The organism is Thalassovita sp. (assembly GCF_963691685.1).
Lineage (GTDB): Bacteria > Pseudomonadota > Alphaproteobacteria > Rhodobacterales > Rhodobacteraceae > Thalassobius.
Genome location: NZ_OY829290.1, coordinates 430,055 through 447,097 on the forward strand (window position 1 = coordinate 430,055; position 17,043 = coordinate 447,097).

Sequence of the window (17,043 nt, forward strand, 5' to 3'; positions counted from 1 at the left end):
AGGGGCGGCCCATGTCTGATCCTTGGTTGCATATTGTTGGCATTGGTGAGGACGGTATGGACGGGCTGCTGCCCGCCACCCGCGCGGTTGTCGAAGCAGCAGAGGTGATTGTGGGTGGGGAACGCCATCATGAACTGTCTGCGGCGGTCACGGCCGAGCGGCTGGCCTGGCCCTCGCCCTTTGATGCGCTTATTGGCATGTTGCAGGAGCTGAAAGGTAAACGTGTGGTGGTTCTGGCCACCGGCGATCCCCTGTGGTTTTCGGTCGGGGCACGGATCGGGCGTGAGATTGATCCGAGCGAGTTGGTTTATCACCCGCAGGTCGGGGCCTTCCAGTTGGCGGCGGCGCGCATGGGCTGGTCGATGGCGGATCTGGAGACGCTGACGGTGCATGGCCGTCCGGTGGAGCAGATGATCGCCTTTATCCAGCCGGATGCACGGTTGCTGATCCTGACCACCGGTTCGGACACCCCTGGCAAGATTGCCGCCTTCCTGACCGCCCGTGGTTTTGGCAAATCTAAGATGACGGTGCTGGCCAATATGGGTGGTGAGGAAGAACAGCGGTTTGACGGTGTCGCAGAGGGCTGGGAACACGAGGTGCCGCCGTTCAACACGCTGGCAGTGGATTGCATCGCTGCACCTGATGCGGCGCTTTTGCCGAGGGTGCCGGGGCTGGCGGATGATCTGTTTCAGAACGACGGCACCATGACCAAACAAGAGGTCCGTGCGGCGACGCTGGCCAAGCTGATGCCGATGCGCGGCGCACTGCTGTGGGACATTGGCACCGGCTGTGGTTCGGTCGCGGTGGAGTGGATGCGCTCGGCCTCTTATGCGCAGGCCATCGGGATTGAACCGCGTGCTGATCGCCGGTCGATGGCAGCCGCAAACGCGCTGGCGCTGGGGGTGCCGAAGCTGCAGCTGGTGGATGGCACCGTGCCCGCCGCCCTGCAGGATCTGCCGGCCCCCGACGCGGTGTTCATTGGCGGCGGTCTCAGCCGGGAGACATTCGAGTTCGCCTGGGAGGCGCTGCGTCCTTTGGGCCGGATGGTGGCCAATGCGGTGACCATCGAAAGTGAGGCGACGCTGATTGCGCTGCAGAAGGATTACGGTGGTGAGCTGGTCAAGATCTCGGTCGAACGGGCGGAGGCGATTGGCCCTTTGAGCGGTTGGAAACCGCTGCGCACCGTCACCCAGTGGAGCCTGATCAAACGATGACCGGTAAACTCTATGGTGTGGGGCTGGGGCCGGGTGATCCCGACCTGATGACCCTGCGGGCCCATCGGTTGATTGCGGGGGCCACGGTGGTGGCCTATCCGGCCTTAGCAGGTGGCGACAGCTTTGCCCGCGCCATCGCGGCCGATGTGATCCCTGCGGGCGCGCGTGAAATTGTGATGGACGTGCCGATGACGGTGGACCGTGCCCCGGCGCAGGCCGCCTATGACAAGGGCGCAACGGAAATCGCTGCGGCACTGGAGGCGGGTGAGGATGTGATCTGCCTCTGTGAGGGCGATCCTTTTTTCTACGGTTCCTTCATGTATCTCTTTGCCCGCTTGTCCGAACGGTTTGAGGTTGAGGTGGTACCCGGCGTGACCTCAATCACCACCTGCGCGGCGCGGGCCGGTGTGCCTTTGGCGGCGCGCAATGAACGGCTGACGGTGCTGCCCGGCCCCCTGCCGGAGGCGGAGCTACGCAGCCGGATCGAAGGCGCGGAAAGCGTGGCGATCATGAAGGTCGGCCGCCATCTGGCCAAGATCCGTGGCGTGATCGAGGCCTTGGGCCTGACCGAAAAGGCCATGTATATCGAGCGTGCCAGCCTGCCCGAAGAGGTGGTTTGCCCGCTTAAGGAGGCGCCGGAGAAGGCGCCCTATTTCTCAATGATTCTACTGGTGAAGGGGGGCGACCCATGGCTGTAACTTCTGGGCCTGCGGGCGAAAATGTGACGCCGGTTGTTCTGGCGCTGAGTGCCTCGGGCGAGGCGGTGGCGCATCAAGTGGCGGCGGTTCTGGGTGCTGAGGTGCACGGCCGTGAGGGGCGTGTGGCACAGGCCGATGCCTTTTTCCCCAATGCGCTGGACCATGCGCGGGATTTGTTTGCGGCCGGTGTGCCGGTGGTTGGCGTCTGTGCCAGCGGCATCCTGATCCGTGCGGTTGCGCCATTGCTGAGTGACAAACGGGCGGAGCCGCCGGTTGTGTCGGTGTCTGATAACGGGTCCGTTGTGGTGCCGCTTCTGGGCGGACATCGCGGCGCCAACCGTCTGGCCGGTGAGATCGCTTCGGCGTTGGAGGCGACCGCGGCTGTGACCACAGCCGGGGATGTCGCCATGGGCGTGGCGCTGGATGAACCGCCGCAGGGCTGGGTTCTGGCCAACCCTGAAAACGCCAAGGCGGCGATGGCGGCCTTGCTGTCGGGCGCTGGTGCTACGTTGGTGGGTGAGGCGGTTGAGGCGGCCGATTGGCTGGCGGATCTGCCGAAAGGTGACGGGGTGACCATTCACTGCACTGTGGCACCTGTTGAGGTGACGAAGGAGACCACGCTGGTCTTCCACCCGCAGCGCGCAATTCTGGGTATTGGCTGTTCGCGCAATTGCCCGGCGGAGGAGCTGGATGGCTTGGTCGCAGAGCTGCTGGCGGATGCGGGTGTTGCGTCTGGTGCGCTGGCGGCCATTGCCACGGCGGACCTGAAAGCGGATGAGCCTGCGATGAACGCACTGGCGGCGAAGTTCAACGTGCCGCTGCGCCTGTTCACAGCGGCGGAGCTGGACGCGGAAACCCCGCGTTGCGCCACCACATCCGAGGTGGTTTTTGCCGAGATTGGCACCCACGGTGTGGCCGAAAACGCGGCCTTGGCCGCGGGGGGCGCGGCTGTGACACTGACCCATCCGAAACGCAAAACCGCCATGGGCACAGCGGCGCTGGCGATGGCCGAGGCCCCTGTGACCGCGGTGGCGGGCCGCGCCCGTGGCCGTCTGTCGGTTGTGGGCATTGGCCCGGGTCAGGCCAGTTGGCGCACGCCCGAGGTCTCGCGCCTGGTGGCTGAGGCGGAAGAGCTGGTTGGCTATGGCCTCTACATCGATCTGCTGGGCCCATTGGCCGCCGGAAAGGAACGGTCGGACTTCCCATTGGGCGGCGAAGAGGCGCGCTGTCGCTACGCGCTGGAACAGGCGGCGAAGGGCAAGAACGTGGCTCTGGTCTGTTCGGGCGATGCGGGCATCTACGCGATGGGCGCGCTGGTCTTTGAACTGCTGGATCGCGGGCCGGAGGAACATGGCGTCTCTGACGCGGCGCACCGGGTGGACGTGATCTGTTCGCCGGGCGTTTCGGCATTGCAGGGGGCTGCGGCACGGGCCGGGGCGCCTTTGGGGCACGACTTCTGCACCATTTCGCTGTCCGATCTGCTGACCCCGCGTGATGACATTCTGCGCCGGTTGAAAGCGGCGGCAGAGGGCGATTTCGTGATTGCCTTCTATAACCCAGTGTCCAAAACCCGCCGGACCCTGCTGGCCGAGGCGCGGGAGATCCTGTTGCAGCACCGCCCGGCCGATACGCCGGTGATGCTGGCCTCGTCCCTGGGGCGGCCTGAGGAATATGTGCGCTATCGCCGTCTGGACCAGCTGGAGGTCGATGAGGTCGACATGCTGACCGTGGTTCTGATCGGTTCGAGCAATTCGCGACTGGCGGAGCTGGGCGAAGGCCCCCGCATGTTCACGCCACGGGGCTATGCGCGCAAAATTGACGGTGATCTGGCCGAGAAGGCAGCGCAGTGAGTATTTTTGGAAAGATGAAAGAGGGGCGCGGCGCATGACCGTTTACTTTATTGGCGCGGGGCCGGGCGATCCCGAATTGCTGACGAAAAAGGCCGAGCGGGTGATCGGCGAATGCCCCGTCTGTCTCTATGCGGGCTCCTTGGTGCCGCCAGAGGTGGTGGCCTGTGCCCCGGAAGGTGCGCGGGTGCTGGACACGGCGCCGATGACGCTGGATGAGACCCATGCCGAGATCGTGGCGGCCCATGCCAAGGGGCAGGATGTGGCACGGGTGCATTCCGGTGATCCGTCGCTTTATGGTGCAATTGCCGAACAGATCCGTCGGTTGCAGGCCGAGGGCATTGCCTATGAGATCATCCCTGGTGTGCCGGCCTATGCGGCAATGGCTGCAGCCCTTGGGCAGGAGTTGACCATCCCTGAGGTGGCGCAATCGATTGTGCTAACCCGGGTGTCGATGAAATCGACCTCAATGCCAGAAGGTGAGACCCTAGAAAACTTCGCCCGCACCGGCGCGACCTTGGCGATTCATCTGGGGATCCGCAATCTGCGTGAGATTGAGCGCCAGCTGGTGCCCAATTATGGCGCGGAGTGTCCGGTTGTGGTGGGCTACCGCGTCGGCTGGCCGGATGAGATGTTCATCAAAGGCACGCTGAGCGACATTCGCAAAAAAGTGCGGGCTGAAAAGATCACCCGCACCGCTTTGATTCTGGTGGGGCCGGCACTTGGCACGGTTCGTGATTTCAAAGACTCAGCCCTCTATGATCCGAAGATGCCGCATGTGCTGCGTCCGGTGGAGGGAGCGGTCTTGGAAGAGCCCATCGACGAGTGAGATTTCGTCAAAGGTTTACTTGACCTTAACTGGAAATCCCCCATCTTGGGGCCAGAAGGAGGAGCGAAATGACGACATTTCTGCCCAAAGAGGTTCAGGCCGGTCTGGATGCTGCACGCAAGAAAGACCAGAAACGCAACAGCCGCATGTTGGTGGAGGCCGATGGCCAGACCTATCGTGTGCTGCGATTCTGGGAAACTGGCTTTGCGCTGGATGCGGACTCCGCGCCACATCTGCGTGGCTTTGTGGATCTGTTTGACCGGGGCGAACACCTCTATCAGTGTCTGATCCTTGCCTCGGAAGAAGAGGCCGGAGAGATGTGTTATGAATTCAAACGCCTCACCGCGATCCACGGCAAACCGCCGGCGGATTTCGTGAAAGAGGATCATGAGGTCATCGCGCTTCTGGGGCACCAAAGCTGAGCCCACACGTTTCTGATGCGTTTTCGCGAATTGAAGCGGCTCCAACCGGGGCCGCTTTTGTTTTTGTAGCTTGGCGATGCGCCGGGGCCTGTCAGAAACCGCACTGGCTGACAGGGTAGGCGGGATAAGGGCGGACGAGGTGACGACCGCCCTTGGTCAGCTTTGTAAAAACGCAGCTCTTAGGTGGCTGCGCTGAGGTAGGCCAGCACCAGCAGCAGGGTGAGGATCACCACAGGGCCGCTGAGTTGCACGTAGTCCTTGGCGCGGATCAGTGTGGCGGCGGCGGCCAGCATGATCATCACGCCAAGCCCGATGCCAAAGGGCTGGCTGAGCGGAAACAGCAGCAGCGTGGCAACCAGCGCCTCAAGGGCTGCTGTCACAAAGCGGAACCATGCGGGATAGCCCCAAGCGGCGTAGCTTTCGCGGATCTTCTGCGGGCCCAGCCCATTTGTCAGCGTGCCGATGATGAAGAAGGCCACCAGAAACCAGGTCAGATAGTCGGTCATTTGTCTCTCTTGCGGTAAGGTCAGGGGCTTACTGGCAAGAAGATCGTTCGAGTCCACGCGCTGCCCCTGAGGTAAGGGTTGCGCCGTGGTCGAAGCAGAACCGGCCCTGCGGCCAGCGCAGGAGACACCACCCTGCAACTCTGATTTCGGCAGGGCCTACCTATGAGTGGAGGGTGCGAAGGTCAAGGGCAGGGGCTGTGGCCCCTGCCGGGTGTAGATCAGCCGTATTTGCGCAGCGCTTCCAGTTCCAGGTCCAGGCGCAGCTGTTTGTCCGCGATCTGTTTCATCACCGCTTTGCGGTCCTCGGGATCAGTGGTGGCTTTCAACGTGGCGTGCAGCGTGGCGATCTGGCGTTTCAGCTCCACCGCCAGCGGCTTGGCTTGGTTTTCTTTCAGCAAGTGGTCCAGCACCGCATCTTTGGGCTGGTGGAGAAACGCCAACGGTTTGCCCGCGCCGGGGAGGTTTTTGAACTCATCCGAGCGATCAGCGGCCTGCATGGCCATTTCAATGGCGGCATTCATGGGATGTGACATGGCGAAAACCCAACTGTGTTAGCCCCTCACTGGGGTGAAACAGATATAGGCAGGCCGGGGTGCTGGCAGAAGGGATGTGGCAACCGGCCGCATGCAAAGGCCCCCGCGATGATCCGCAGGGGCCGGTCTGATTGGATGCCTGATGTGGGGTTACTGCAGATCGCCGAAGGCAGCCTGCATCCGCTTCACCGCTTCTTCGACATGGGCGCGTGGCGTCGCCAGGTTGAAGCGCAGGAAGTTTTCGCCGCCAGATCCGAAGGTTGGGCCCTGGTTCACCGCGATCTTTGCCTCCTTGGAGACACGATCAGTGAACTCCTCCCGCGCCATCCCGGTGCCCGAGAAATCGACCCAGGCCAGATAGGTGGCTTCCATCTTCATTGAGGCGAGGCCGGGAATAGCGTTGATGCCCGCATCAAAGATCTGCCGGTTGCCATCGATGTACTCCAGCACCGCATCGGCCCATTTGGCGCCTTCCGGGGAATAGGCGGCTTCGGTCATATGCAGCCCGAAGGAGTTGGGCGACAGGCCAAGGCCCGCCATCCGGGCGGCAAATTTGGCGCGCAGTGTTTCATCGGGGATGATGACATTGCCGCAATGGGTGCCAGCGATGTTGAAGGTCTTGGAGGTGGCGGTCATCATGATCAGCCGCTCTTCGGCGCCGGTCACATTGGCCATCGGTGTGTGGGTCACACCGGGGTAGACCAGATCGTGGTGGATCTCATCCGAGACGAGAATCAGATCGTGGCGTTTGGCAAAGGCAACCACACCTTCCAGTTCGTCGTGGGTCCAGACGCGGCCGCCGGGGTTATGCGGTGAGCAGAGGATGACCATCTTCTCAGAGCCATCAAGCTGCTGATCCCAAGCGTCAAAGTCCATCTCATAGCGACCATCAACATTGCGCAGATCACATTCCACCACACGGCGGTTGTTGGCGCGGATCACCTTGGCAAAGGCGTGATAAACCGGCGTCATCAGAACCACGCCATCACCCGGCGCGGTGAAGGTATCGACGCAGATCGCGGTGCCATTGACCAGACCATGGGTGGTGAAAATCCACGATGGATCCACTTTCCAGCCGTGGCGGTTTTCCATCCACCAGCAGATCGCATTGCGATAGCTGGCGTCATCGCCGTAATAGCCATAGATGCCGTGATCAGCCATTGCCTTGACCGCATCCTGAATGACATCCGCGGCTTTGAAATCCATATCGGCAACCCACATGGACAGCCCGTCTTCGGGGGAAACGCCATAGAGGGTCTCCATCATGTCCCATTTGACGGAATGGCTGCCAACTCGGTTGTGGATCTCATCGAAATTCATACGGGTCTCCCTCAGGGTATGCGGTGGTCTTGTGCGGTTCTTGGGTGGCCTGAATGGGCCGCCGGATCCGGGCGAGCCTAGGGGCAGATGGGGGGCGGCAGCAAGGTGGCAATTGGCGCTTTCCTGTGGATTGACGCACAGCCATCGCAGCCCAGCCCTGCAGCAATGCAGGCTGCCCGTATTTTCACGGTAGAACCCTACGGCGCTTGGGGATTGCCCCATTGCGTGATGCCCTCCCATCGCCTACATCAACGCCATGAAACGCAAGATCCTGATCCATCCCGACCCCCGCCTGAAAAAGCTCTGTGATCCGGTCGCAGACATGAGTGACGAATTGCGCACGCTGGCAGAGGATATGCTGGAAACCATGTATGACGCGCCGGGCATTGGGCTGGCCGCGCCACAGATCGGTGTTCTGCATCGGGTGATCACGCTGGATTGCACCACGCAGGAAGAAGAGAACAGCCCGCTGGTGATGTTCAATCCTGAAATCGTGGCCGCCTCGGATGAAACATCCAGCTACGAAGAGGGCTGCCTGTCGATCCCGGATCAGTTCGCCGAAGTGACCCGCCCCGCCGAGGTGACGGTGCGCTGGATGGATGTGGATGGCAAGGAACAGGAACGTACCTTTGCCGACCTCTGGGCGACCTGTGTGCAGCATGAGATTGACCATCTGGATGGCAAGCTGTTCATCGATTATCTGAAGCCACTGAAGCGCCAGATGATCACCCGCAAAATGCAGAAGCTGAAACGCGAACTGGCGCGGGGCTAAGTCATGGCCCAGCTGGATATCCTGCGCTGGCCTGATCCGCGGTTGCAGCAGATCTGCGCCCAGGTGGCGGACGGCAGCGACCTCAGCACGCTGGCGCAGGACATGCTGGACACGATGTATGCGGCCTATGGCCGGGGGCTGGCCGGGCCGCAGGTGGGCGTGATGCAGCGGATCTTTGTGATGGATGTCACCTGGAAGGAAGGCACCCGCGCCCCGCAGGTGCTGATCAATCCCGAAATCCTTGAGGCCTCAGATGCGCTTGCAGGCGGGGAAGAGGGCTGCCTGTCGATCCCAAACGCACCCGCTGAGGTGCAGCGCCCCGCTGAAGTGGTGATGACTTGGTTGGATCTGCAGGGGCAGCGCCAGACCCGCCGGATGACAGGCTTTGAAGCAAAATGCGCCCAGCATGAGTTGGATCACCTGAACGGTGTGGTGATCTTTGACCATCTGGGCCAAGACGACCGCGCGCGGCTGGAAGCCGCCTATCAGGAGGCGCTGAAATGACCGTTCGCAAATGTATCCCCTGGCCCGACAAACGTCTGCGCACTGCGGCGGAGCCGGTGGCGGAAATCACCGATCACGTGCGTCAGGTCTGGGAGGATCTGATCGACACGATGTATGCGATGCCCGGTGTCGGCATGGGCGCCAATCAGATTGGTGAGATGCTGCGGCTGATCGTTGTGGATGCGACCGAGGAGGGCAATCAGGCGATCCGCATGGCCAACCCTGAGATCCTGCATGCCTCCACCCAGCCGCGCGATCATGAAGAGGCCAGCCCGAACCTTGTTGGGGTTTCGGCCAAGATCACCCGCCCCCGCGCGGTGACCGTGCGTTTCATGAACGAGCAGGGTGAGATGGAAGAGCGCGATTTTGTTGGGCTCTGGGCGACCTCGGTGCAGCACCAGATCGACCACATCAATGGCAAGATGTACTTTGATCACCTGAGCAAGACCAAACGCGACATGCTGATCCGCAAGTCACGTAAAGCACGCTGAGCCGGACAGAGCTGAGCCAGACTGAACTAAGCCGGACGAAGGAGCAGGACGATGCGGGTAGTTTTCATGGGTACGCCGGAGTTTTCGGTGCCGGTTCTGGAGGCTTTGGTAGAGGCCGGGCATGAGATCGCTGCCGTTTATTGCCAGCCCCCCCGTCAGGCTGGTCGCGGCAAGAAAGAACGCCCAACACCGGTCCACGCCCGCGCAGCAGAACTGGGACTGGAGGTGCGCCATCCCGTGTCGCTGAAAGGTGCCGAAGACCAGGCGGATTTTGCCGCATTGAACGCGGATGTTGCGGTGGTTGTCGCCTACGGTCTGATCCTGCCGCAGGCCATTCTGGACGCGCCTGCACAGGGGTGTTTGAACATTCATGCCTCACTGCTGCCGCGCTGGCGCGGGGCTGCGCCGATCCATCGTGCGATCATGTCGGGCGATGCGGAAACCGGCATCTGCATCATGCAGATGGAGGCCGGGTTGGACACCGGGCCGGTTCTCTTGCGGGAAGAAACTGCAATTGAGGCCGAAGAAACCACCGCACAGCTACATGACCGCCTGTCTGATATGGGGGCAGCGCTGATTGTTGAGGCGCTGGCAAAACTGCCCACCCTGACCCCTGTGGTGCAGCCTGAGGACGGCGTCACCTACGCCAGCAAGATCGACAAGGCCGAGGCGGCAATTGACTGGTCTGCCCCCGCTGCTGAGGTCGATCGCAAAATCCGCGGCCTGTCGCCTTTCCCGGGGGCATTTGTCGAATTTGACGGCCAGCGCATCAAACTCCTGGCCTCCCGCTTGGTGGATGGTGCAGGGGCGCCTGGTGAGGTGCTGGACGATCAGCTGACCGTCGCCTGTGGCAGCGGGGCCGTGCAACTCTTGCGCTTGCAACGCGCGGGCAAAGCAGCGCAGGATGCCGAGGTGTTCCTGCGCGGCCTACCCCTGCCCAAGGGAACGCAGCTGTAACCAAAGGAGAACGCCCATGTTTCCAACCTTGATCGGTACGGTGGTGATTGCCGGGATCGTGGGCTATCTGGTCGAAAAGACGGGCTTCACCCACAATGGGATCCTGCCCTCGATCATCATCTGTGTTGGCGGGGCTTTCCTGTTCTATTTTGTCCGGGTGATGTTCGGCGTCAGCTTTGGCCCGCCCGGTGTCGATGCGATCCTAGCCTCGGTCGGGGCGCTGATCGTGGTGCCGACGCATTGGCGGAAATAAGATAATAGTGGCAATGGTTTGCCCCTTAGGAGGTTCTGAATGTCCATTCTGTTTCTGATCATCATCGGCGCCGCTGCCGGTGTCATCGCCACCAAGCTGATGGGCCAGGAGGCGAACCTGATCACCACCATTGGCATCGGCATTGCCGGGGCGCTGATTGGCGGGCTGATCCTGCGGTTCCTGCTGGTTGTGACCGGCATGGCGGCAGGTCTTGTGGGTGCGATCCTTGGCGCCATGCTGCTGATCTGGTTCTACCAGCGCTTCAAGGGCTGACGCCGCTTATTGCCGTGGCGGTCGGCTTTTGTAGACCGGCAGCTGCCAGCCAAAATGCAGGGAGCCGGCGCGCAACCCCCAGGTGACCAACCCGCCGATCAACAGATCCCATTCACGGGCCAGTCCGGCGCTGTCGGTCAGGCCTGTAGCCAGAACCGTTGCCAGCGCCCCGGCCGCCGCAGCGGTGGCATAAAGCTCGCCTTGTGTCAGGACCAGCGGCACCTCATTGCAGACCACATCGCGCATCATGCCGCCAAAGGTGCCCGTGGCCACCCCCATCACAATCACGATGGACCAATGCGCACCCAGATCCAGCGCCACGGCTGCCCCTGCAGGCACCGCAACCGCCAGCGCCAGGCTGTCGAGCCACAGCAGCGTCCGGTAGCGGCTTTCCAACAGGTGTGCGGTGAAAAACACCAGGGTTGCGGCGGCAACGGCCACCGCCAGGAACCAGGGCTGGGCGATCCAGAACACCGGGTTTCTGTCCAGCAGAACATCGCGCAGGGTGCCGCCGCCAATGGCCGTCAGCGCCGCGATGAACAGAAACCCAACCAGATCCAGCTGGGCCCGTGACGCCGCAAGCGCGCCGGTCAGCGCAAAGACCAGAACCGATGCACTGTCGAGGAGGATCTGCAGGCTCAGCTGGTCGGGCATCGGGTGTCCTTTGGGGTGAAGTAGGGGCTTAGTCCTTGAACGGGGCCATTCCGGCGCGGGCCAGTTCATCGGCGCGTTCGTTTTCCGGGTGGCCGGCGTGGCCTTTGACCCATTCCCAGGTCACCGTGTGACGGGTCTGTGCCGCATCAAGGCGTTGCCACAGCTCAACGTTTTTCACCGGCTTTTTGTTGGATGTTTTCCAGCCATTCCGCTTCCAGCCGAAGATCCAGCCTGTGACCCCGTTTTTCACATAGGCACTGTCGGTCACCACCGTCAGCGTCGAAGGCCGCTCAAGCGCCTCAAGGGCTGAGATGGCCGCCATCAGCTCCATCTGGTTGTTGGTGGTGGCAGCTTCGCCGCCTTTCAACTCACGCTCTTTCAGGACTTTGTCGCCCTCCATCGCGCGCAGCAGAACGCCCCAGCCGCCGGGGCCGGGATTGCCGGAGCAGGCTCCGTCGGTATATGCATAAAGTTCGGGCATAAAGGCGAAGTGCCAGTGCCACGCCGGGCCGTCAAGAGGTTTGCGGCGGATGGCGTGTCAGGGGATCGGCTGTAGGCCCACAAAAATCAGGCAGGCCAGGACCACAGCAGTGATCGACAGGCGCAGGCTCAGCCACCACGGCGGCGCCAGGCCCTGTTTCTGCATCCAATGGTCCAAGGGCAGCAGCCCGACAAACAGCGCGATCAGCAACCAATGGCGGGTGATCGTCCCCAATCCCAGTGACAGCACATGGTCTGTGAGCAAGCCAAAGGCCAGGATCGCCGGAATGACACTGGCGGCATAGCCAAAGGCATCACTGCGGTGGGCGGCAAAACCCCAGAGGGTGCCGGCCATGAAACATAGGATCACCAGCCCATAGGCCAGCGACAGCACATAGCGGTCTGTAACGTCCAATGGGGCCAGCGCGGCAAACAGAAAGGGCAGGGTGCCCGCAAAGCCCAAGGTCAGGGCGGGCCGGGGAATGGCGGACCAGTTGAACATAGTGAGGCCTTTGCAGCTTGGTGGAACCTATTCCCCCATCAGCTAGGGCGTCGTGATCGATTGGCACGGGCGGTCGCCAAGAAAAACGCAGGTGTTCAGAGGGATAGCTTAGCCCTGCGGCGGCACCTGCGCGATCAGAACCACAAAGGTATCGGGTTTGCCCGCCAGACCTTCGCCATGACCCCGCCGGGTGCTCAGCACGTCAAAACCGGCTTGGGTGACCCGTTCAATCAGGTCTTCTTCGCTATAATAGGCGTAAAACCGGCCCAGATGATCGCGCGATTCTCCGCTGCCCAGCTTCATGCCAAGGGCCAGCGCACCGCCCGCGGGCAGGGCCTGCCGGATATGCGCCAGATGGGTCGGAAACGCGGCCTTGGGCGCGGGCAGCAGGCTGAAGTTGGCCCAGATGCCATCATAACCCGCCAGCTGCGCTAGCGCGCTGAAATCGGCAAGCGTGACTTCGATGCCGTAGGCGTCCCGGGCATAGGCCGCCATTTCGGGCGAGGCATCCATGCCCTCCGCGGCGTAGCCATCACCCCGCATCCGCGCGGTCCAGTGACCGGGGCCACAGCCCAGATCCAGCACTTTGGCCCCATCCGGCAACAACGCGGTGAAGGCGGCGTAGTCTTCTTCCTGATCGGTGTCTTTGGTCCGCGCAAAGCCTTCGGCGTAACGCGCCGCGGCCTCGGCGTAGACCTGTAGGGTTTCTGCGTCTGTCATGCTTTCTCCAGCGCCAGTCGTCCGGCCAGCAGGGTGAAGATCCCGGCGAAGCTGCGGTTCAGCCATGTCATCACCCGCTCAGACCCCAGAAGGAAATCTCGCGCCGCGGCGGCAAAGACGCCGTAGATCACAAACACCGCAAAGGTCATCGCCATGAAGATGCCGCCCAGCGTCGCCATCTCCACGCTGGCGGTTGCAGCATTACCGGACAGAAATGGCGGCAACAGCGCCAGGAAGAAGATCGACAATTTCGGGTTCAGAATATTGATCAGCGCACCACGACGGGCAATGGCCCAGGCCGGTTGACGCTGTGCATCCCCGCTGACGGACAGGGCACCACCGGACTTCAGCGCCTGATAGGCCAGCCACAACAGATAGGCGACGCCGGCAAATTTCACGATCTGGAACAGCAGCGCAGAGGTGTGTAGCACCGCCGCCAGCCCCAGAATGGCAGCGGCCAGATGCGGCACGATCCCCAAGGTGCATCCCAGTGCGGCAATCAGTGACGCGCGGCGGCCCTGTCCCAGCCCCAGCGCAAGGGTGTAGATCACCCCGGTGCCGGGGGCGATAACGACAACAAAGGCGGTGATAAGAAACTGTAGCGAAATCATTTGGGGTCTCCTGAGAGGCGTAAATTGCCCGGTCGAAATGGTTCAGGATCACGCAGGTTGGCGCAAGACCCTAGGCACTTTGAACTCAACGTTTTCTTTGGCGGTTTCCACCTCGGCGACGGTCACGTCATAGCGGGCTTTGACAGCATCGATCACCTCATTGACCAGCACCTCGGGGGCCGAGGCCCCGGCGGTGATGCCGATGGCTTTGATGCCCTCAATGGCGCGCCAGTCGATGTCTTCGGCCCGCTGCACCAGCTGCGCGTAAGAACAGCCGTTGCGCGCGCCCACCTCAACCAAACGGCGCGAGTTCGAGGAGTTTGGCGCCCCAACCACCAGCAGCGCGTCAATCTTGGCCGAAATGGCTTTGACTGATTCCTGGCGGTTGGTGGTGGCGTAACAGATGTCTTCTTTATGTGGGCCCTGGATCGCGGGGAACCGGGCCTCCAGCGCGGCGACGATATCCTTGGTGTCATCCACTGACAGCGTTGTTTGCGTCACAAAGGCCAGCTGCTCGGGATCGCGCACATCGACGGTGGCAACATCCGCCACGGTTTCCACCAGCAGCACCTCACCGTCGGGCAGCTGCCCCATGGTGCCGACGGTTTCCGGGTGGCCCGCGTGGCCGATCATGATGATCTGCAAACCGTTGCTGGAATGACGCTCGGCCTCGATGTGCACTTTGGACACCAGCGGGCAGGTGGCATCGACATAGACCATCTCCCGCGCTTGCGCGGTGGCCGGCACGGATTTCGGCACCCCATGGGCGGAAAAGATCACCGGCCGGTCATCGGGGCAATCGCTGAGCTCTTCAACAAAGATCGCGCCCTGCGCCTTCAGACTGTCGACGACAAATTTGTTGTGCACAATTTCGTGACGCACATAGACCGGGGCGCCCCATTTCTGGATCGCCATTTCCACAATTTTGATGGCGCGATCGACCCCGGCGCAGAAGCCGCGCGGCGCTGCAAGGTAAAGATCAAGGGGCGGTTTGCCCATGTTTGGCGAGTCGGTCATGTGGCGCGGGTCTCCGTGGCTTATGGCAGAGGTAAGGCGCAAAGCGGGCCGGGTAAAGGGGGGGCTTGACCTTCCAGCGGGGGAAGCCGCGAAGAGGGGCCAAAAGAAGGAGAGACGCGGTGAAAAAAGCGATTGGGAAAAACGCGATTGGGTTGTCGGTTGGGGCGTTGGCCCTGGCGGGGGTGACCCTTGGGGGCCTCTGGCTGCAACGGGCGGAGGCGCAGCCAGCCGGCTTTCTGCCGTATCAGGATGCTGCGGCCGTTGCGGCTGGTCAGGAACTCTATGCGGACAATTGCGCCGCCTGTCATGGCGCACAGCTGCAGGGCGAAGCAAATTGGCGCGAACGCGATGCCGACGGCTATCTGCCCGCGCCGCCTCATGATCCGTCGGGTCATACATGGCACCACCCGGATCTGCAGCTGTTCATGATCACCAAGTTTGGCACCGAAGCGATGGTCGGCAACGGCTACAAAAGCCGGATGGGCGCCTATGAGGAGATCCTGAGCGATGAGGAGATCGTGCAGATCCTGGCCTTCATCAAAAGCACCTGGCCGACGCCGATCATTGATCAGCACAATGCCCGCGACGCCGCCGCCGCGGCGCAGGGTGGCTGAGGTCACTGTCTAACGATCTGGCAAAAGAAAACCGGGGCAAAAGAAAACCGGGGCACGCTGGCCCCGGTTTTTTCGTTTCATGCTTAAACCGCTTAAGGTGCGGTATAGGCCATGTCGCGTTCCGCAGGGGTTTCCCGCGGCGGGCGGCCGATCACTTCTTTCAGCTCGTCCAGCTCGATGAAATTATCGGCTTGGCGACGCAGTTCGTCAGCAATCATCGGCGGCTGGCTGCGGATGGTCGAAACGACCGAAACGCGCACGCCCTGACGCTGCAGGCTTTCGACCAGCGGGCGGAAATCGCCATCGCCGGAGAACAGCACAACATGGTCAACTCGTGGGGCCAGTTCCATGGCATCGACCGTCAGTTCGATATCCATGTTGCCTTTAACCTTCCGACGGCCCTGGCTGTCGGTGTATTCCTTGGCGGGTTTGGTCACCATGGTGAAGCCATTGTAATGTAACCAGTCTACCAGCGGGCGGATCGGCGAATATTCGTCGTTTTCCAGCAACGCAGTGTAGTAGAACGCCCGCAGCAGTTTGCCCCGGCGCATGAATTCCTGGCGCAGCAGCTTATAATCAATGTCAAAGCCCAAGGCCTTGGCTGCTGCATACAAGTTCGACCCATCGATGAACAGCGCCAGCCGTTCGTCTTTGTAGAACATCAAATTTCCTTCCGATTATCAGCGCGCGGCGATCCGTGAGTGGTTTGAAATATGTGCCACGCTGCTATTGATCAAAAATAAGTTGTTGCGCTAGGGGGCGCAAGGGACCCCTCCGGTTCATTAGGATAGGTCAAAAATGCTTAAAGAACAGCAAATCTTGGTCGCATTCGGCGGAAATCTTCCTCTTGAAGGCGAACCTCCCCTGGAAGTGATCGAACGTGCGTTGTCGCGATTGCAAGATCTTGGGTTTTCCTTGAATGCGGTTAGTTCTTTTTACCAAACCCCTTGTTTTCCAAAGGGGGCTGGGCCTGACTATGTGAACGGCGCATTGTCTATTGGATCCGATATGGCGCCAGCAGAAATCCTTGAAACCCTCCATAAAGTGGAACATGAGTTTGGCCGCGAGCGGACATCACGCTGGGCCGGGCGCACGCTGGATCTGGATTTGCTGGCGGTTGATGACCTGATCCTGCCCGATCTTGTGACGCAGCGTCATTGGGTGGATCTGCCGCTGGAACAGCAGACACGCCAAGCGCCAGAGCAACTGATTCTTCCACATCCGCGGATTCAGGACCGGTCTTTTGTTCTGATCCCCCTTAAAGATGTGGCGCCCGACTGGAAACACCCGGTTCTGGGCAAAACGGTTCAAGAAATCTGTGCGGAACTGCCGAAAGAAGAGGTGGAGACCGTGGTTCGCCTGTAATTGTGGCTTGTCAACCCTGCTGTTCCGGCATAAATACTGCCTCTCTAGCCCTTCCCATGATCGGAGTGTCTTAATGGCCCGCGTTACCGTTGAAGATTGCGTAGACAAGGTTCCGAACCGGTTCGAACTGGTGATGCTTGCGTCGCACCGCGCACGTGAAATTGCATCTGGTTCGCCGCTGACCGTGGACCGTGACAACGACAAGAACCCTGTTGTTGCTCTGCGTGAAATCGCGGATGAGACCCAGTCGGCAGGCAACCTGCGTGAGCGTCTGATCGAAAACAACCAGACCCAGATCGAAGTGGACGAGCCGGAAGAAGATTCCATGGCGTTGCTCATGGGTGGTGGTGAAGCTGACAAGCCGGCAGAGGACGACATGTCCGAAGAAATGCTGCTGCGTCAGCTGATGGAAGCACAAGGCCAGGGCTAAGCCCCAGCTCAGGGTATAGGGAAGCGAAGGA

General features: G+C 61.4%; 24 protein-coding genes. 14 read left to right on the forward strand and 10 right to left on the reverse strand.

Annotated features, from left to right (window positions below):
• Nucleotides 1–11 precede the first annotated feature (11 nt).
• The 5 genes from cbiE (at nucleotide 12) to ACORLH_RS01995 (ending at nucleotide 5,010) form a co-directional block, all read left to right on the forward strand.
• Nucleotides 12–1,214 carry a precorrin-6y C5,15-methyltransferase (decarboxylating) subunit CbiE gene (gene cbiE / locus ACORLH_RS01975; RefSeq protein WP_321830944.1) on the forward strand — a complete coding sequence of 401 codons (1,203 nt, stop codon included), beginning with the start codon at nucleotides 12–14 and terminating at the stop codon, nucleotides 1,212–1,214.
• Nucleotides 1,211–1,912: a precorrin-2 C(20)-methyltransferase gene (cobI, locus tag ACORLH_RS01980; RefSeq protein ID WP_321830945.1), complete on the forward strand. Its 702-nt coding sequence runs from the start codon at nucleotides 1,211–1,213 to the stop codon at nucleotides 1,910–1,912. The genes cbiE and cobI overlap by 4 nt, the downstream gene beginning before the upstream one ends.
• The gene (cobJ, locus tag ACORLH_RS01985; protein WP_321830946.1) at nucleotides 1,903–3,762 is read left to right on the forward strand and encodes a precorrin-3B C(17)-methyltransferase; all 1,860 of its coding nucleotides are present in this window, start codon (nucleotides 1,903–1,905) and stop codon (nucleotides 3,760–3,762) included. Before cobI ends, cobJ begins: the two co-directional genes overlap by 10 nt.
• Before the next feature lie 34 nt (nucleotides 3,763–3,796).
• Nucleotides 3,797–4,588, forward strand: a complete 792-nt coding sequence (cobM, locus tag ACORLH_RS01990; RefSeq protein WP_321830947.1) for a precorrin-4 C(11)-methyltransferase — start codon at nucleotides 3,797–3,799, stop codon at nucleotides 4,586–4,588.
• 68 nt (nucleotides 4,589–4,656) lie between these two features.
• Nucleotides 4,657–5,010, forward strand: a complete 354-nt coding sequence (locus ACORLH_RS01995; protein WP_321830948.1) for a hypothetical protein — start codon at nucleotides 4,657–4,659, stop codon at nucleotides 5,008–5,010.
• Between the two features lie 179 nt (nucleotides 5,011–5,189).
• On the opposite strand, the gene ACORLH_RS02000 is transcribed toward ACORLH_RS01995, so the two are convergent.
• From ACORLH_RS02000 to ACORLH_RS02010, 3 genes are all read right to left on the reverse strand, one after another.
• Nucleotides 5,190–5,516 carry a DoxX family protein gene (locus ACORLH_RS02000; protein WP_321830949.1) on the reverse strand — a complete coding sequence of 109 codons (327 nt, stop codon included), beginning with the start codon at nucleotides 5,514–5,516 and terminating at the stop codon, nucleotides 5,190–5,192.
• Between the two features lie 218 nt (nucleotides 5,517–5,734).
• On the reverse strand, nucleotides 5,735–6,049 hold the full coding sequence (locus tag ACORLH_RS02005) for a DnaJ family domain-containing protein (protein ID WP_321830950.1): 315 nt from the start codon (nucleotides 6,047–6,049) through the stop codon (nucleotides 5,735–5,737).
• 150 nt (nucleotides 6,050–6,199) lie between these two features.
• A complete protein-coding gene (locus tag ACORLH_RS02010; protein ID WP_321830951.1) occupies nucleotides 6,200–7,369 on the reverse strand; it encodes a MalY/PatB family protein in 1,170 nt (389 codons plus the stop codon).
• Nucleotides 7,370–7,625: 256 nt separating this feature from the next.
• Here ACORLH_RS02010 and def (ACORLH_RS02015) point away from each other — a divergent pair, with 256 nt between their 5' ends.
• From def (ACORLH_RS02015) to ACORLH_RS02040, 6 genes are read left to right on the forward strand one after another with little or no spacing between them, the layout of a single operon-like run.
• The gene (gene def / locus ACORLH_RS02015) at nucleotides 7,626–8,141 is read left to right on the forward strand and encodes a peptide deformylase (protein WP_321830952.1); all 516 of its coding nucleotides are present in this window, start codon (nucleotides 7,626–7,628) and stop codon (nucleotides 8,139–8,141) included.
• 3 nt (nucleotides 8,142–8,144) lie between these two features.
• Nucleotides 8,145–8,645, forward strand: coding sequence for a peptide deformylase (gene def / locus ACORLH_RS02020; RefSeq protein WP_321830953.1), 501 nt, complete (start codon nucleotides 8,145–8,147; stop codon nucleotides 8,643–8,645).
• Complete coding sequence (gene def / locus ACORLH_RS02025; RefSeq protein ID WP_321830954.1) at nucleotides 8,642–9,136, forward strand: peptide deformylase; 495 nt, start codon at nucleotides 8,642–8,644, stop codon at nucleotides 9,134–9,136. The genes def (ACORLH_RS02020) and def (ACORLH_RS02025) overlap by 4 nt, the downstream gene beginning before the upstream one ends.
• Nucleotides 9,137–9,187: 51 nt before the next feature.
• Entirely contained in the window at nucleotides 9,188–10,093 is a 906-nt protein-coding gene (gene fmt / locus ACORLH_RS02030) for a methionyl-tRNA formyltransferase (protein ID WP_321830955.1), read from the forward strand.
• A gap of 16 nt (nucleotides 10,094–10,109) precedes the next feature.
• Nucleotides 10,110–10,346, forward strand: coding sequence for a hypothetical protein (locus tag ACORLH_RS02035; RefSeq protein WP_321830956.1), 237 nt, complete (start codon nucleotides 10,110–10,112; stop codon nucleotides 10,344–10,346).
• A gap of 39 nt (nucleotides 10,347–10,385) precedes the next feature.
• Complete coding sequence (locus ACORLH_RS02040) at nucleotides 10,386–10,619, forward strand: GlsB/YeaQ/YmgE family stress response membrane protein (RefSeq protein WP_058245217.1); 234 nt, start codon at nucleotides 10,386–10,388, stop codon at nucleotides 10,617–10,619.
• Between the two features lie 6 nt (nucleotides 10,620–10,625).
• On the opposite strand, the gene ACORLH_RS02045 is transcribed toward ACORLH_RS02040, so the two are convergent.
• From ACORLH_RS02045 to ispH, 6 genes are all read right to left on the reverse strand, one after another.
• Nucleotides 10,626–11,261, reverse strand: coding sequence for a trimeric intracellular cation channel family protein (locus ACORLH_RS02045; protein WP_058245445.1), 636 nt, complete (start codon nucleotides 11,259–11,261; stop codon nucleotides 10,626–10,628).
• 40 nt (nucleotides 11,262–11,301) lie between these two features.
• Nucleotides 11,302–11,754 (reverse strand): ribonuclease HI, encoded by a 453-nt coding sequence (gene rnhA / locus ACORLH_RS02050; protein WP_058245216.1) that lies wholly within the window; start codon nucleotides 11,752–11,754, stop codon nucleotides 11,302–11,304.
• Between the two features lie 57 nt (nucleotides 11,755–11,811).
• The gene (locus ACORLH_RS02055; RefSeq protein WP_321830957.1) at nucleotides 11,812–12,255 is read right to left on the reverse strand and encodes a DUF3429 domain-containing protein; all 444 of its coding nucleotides are present in this window, start codon (nucleotides 12,253–12,255) and stop codon (nucleotides 11,812–11,814) included.
• 108 nt (nucleotides 12,256–12,363) lie between these two features.
• Nucleotides 12,364–12,975 (reverse strand): class I SAM-dependent methyltransferase, encoded by a 612-nt coding sequence (locus ACORLH_RS02060; protein ID WP_321830958.1) that lies wholly within the window; start codon nucleotides 12,973–12,975, stop codon nucleotides 12,364–12,366.
• A complete protein-coding gene (locus ACORLH_RS02065; RefSeq protein ID WP_321830959.1) occupies nucleotides 12,972–13,586 on the reverse strand; it encodes a LysE family translocator in 615 nt (204 codons plus the stop codon). Before ACORLH_RS02065 ends, ACORLH_RS02060 begins: the two co-directional genes overlap by 4 nt.
• A 48-nt stretch (nucleotides 13,587–13,634) precedes the next feature.
• A complete protein-coding gene (gene ispH / locus ACORLH_RS02070; protein WP_321832757.1) occupies nucleotides 13,635–14,585 on the reverse strand; it encodes a 4-hydroxy-3-methylbut-2-enyl diphosphate reductase in 951 nt (316 codons plus the stop codon).
• Between the two features lie 137 nt (nucleotides 14,586–14,722).
• Here ispH and ACORLH_RS02075 point away from each other — a divergent pair, with 137 nt between their 5' ends.
• Nucleotides 14,723–15,217 carry a cytochrome c gene (locus ACORLH_RS02075; protein ID WP_321830960.1) on the forward strand — a complete coding sequence of 165 codons (495 nt, stop codon included), beginning with the start codon at nucleotides 14,723–14,725 and terminating at the stop codon, nucleotides 15,215–15,217.
• 92 nt (nucleotides 15,218–15,309) lie between these two features.
• Here the strand turns inward: ACORLH_RS02075 and ACORLH_RS02080 are convergent, their stop codons facing one another.
• Entirely contained in the window at nucleotides 15,310–15,879 is a 570-nt protein-coding gene (locus ACORLH_RS02080) for an NYN domain-containing protein (protein WP_321830961.1), read from the reverse strand.
• Between the two features lie 136 nt (nucleotides 15,880–16,015).
• Here ACORLH_RS02080 and folK point away from each other — a divergent pair, with 136 nt between their 5' ends.
• Both folK and rpoZ read left to right on the forward strand, forming a co-directional pair.
• Nucleotides 16,016–16,582, forward strand: a complete 567-nt coding sequence (gene folK / locus ACORLH_RS02085) for a 2-amino-4-hydroxy-6-hydroxymethyldihydropteridine diphosphokinase (RefSeq protein WP_321830962.1) — start codon at nucleotides 16,016–16,018, stop codon at nucleotides 16,580–16,582.
• A 73-nt stretch (nucleotides 16,583–16,655) separates the two neighbouring features.
• The gene (gene rpoZ, locus ACORLH_RS02090) at nucleotides 16,656–17,012 is read left to right on the forward strand and encodes a DNA-directed RNA polymerase subunit omega (protein WP_321830963.1); all 357 of its coding nucleotides are present in this window, start codon (nucleotides 16,656–16,658) and stop codon (nucleotides 17,010–17,012) included.
• Nucleotides 17,013–17,043: the final 31 nt, after the last annotated feature.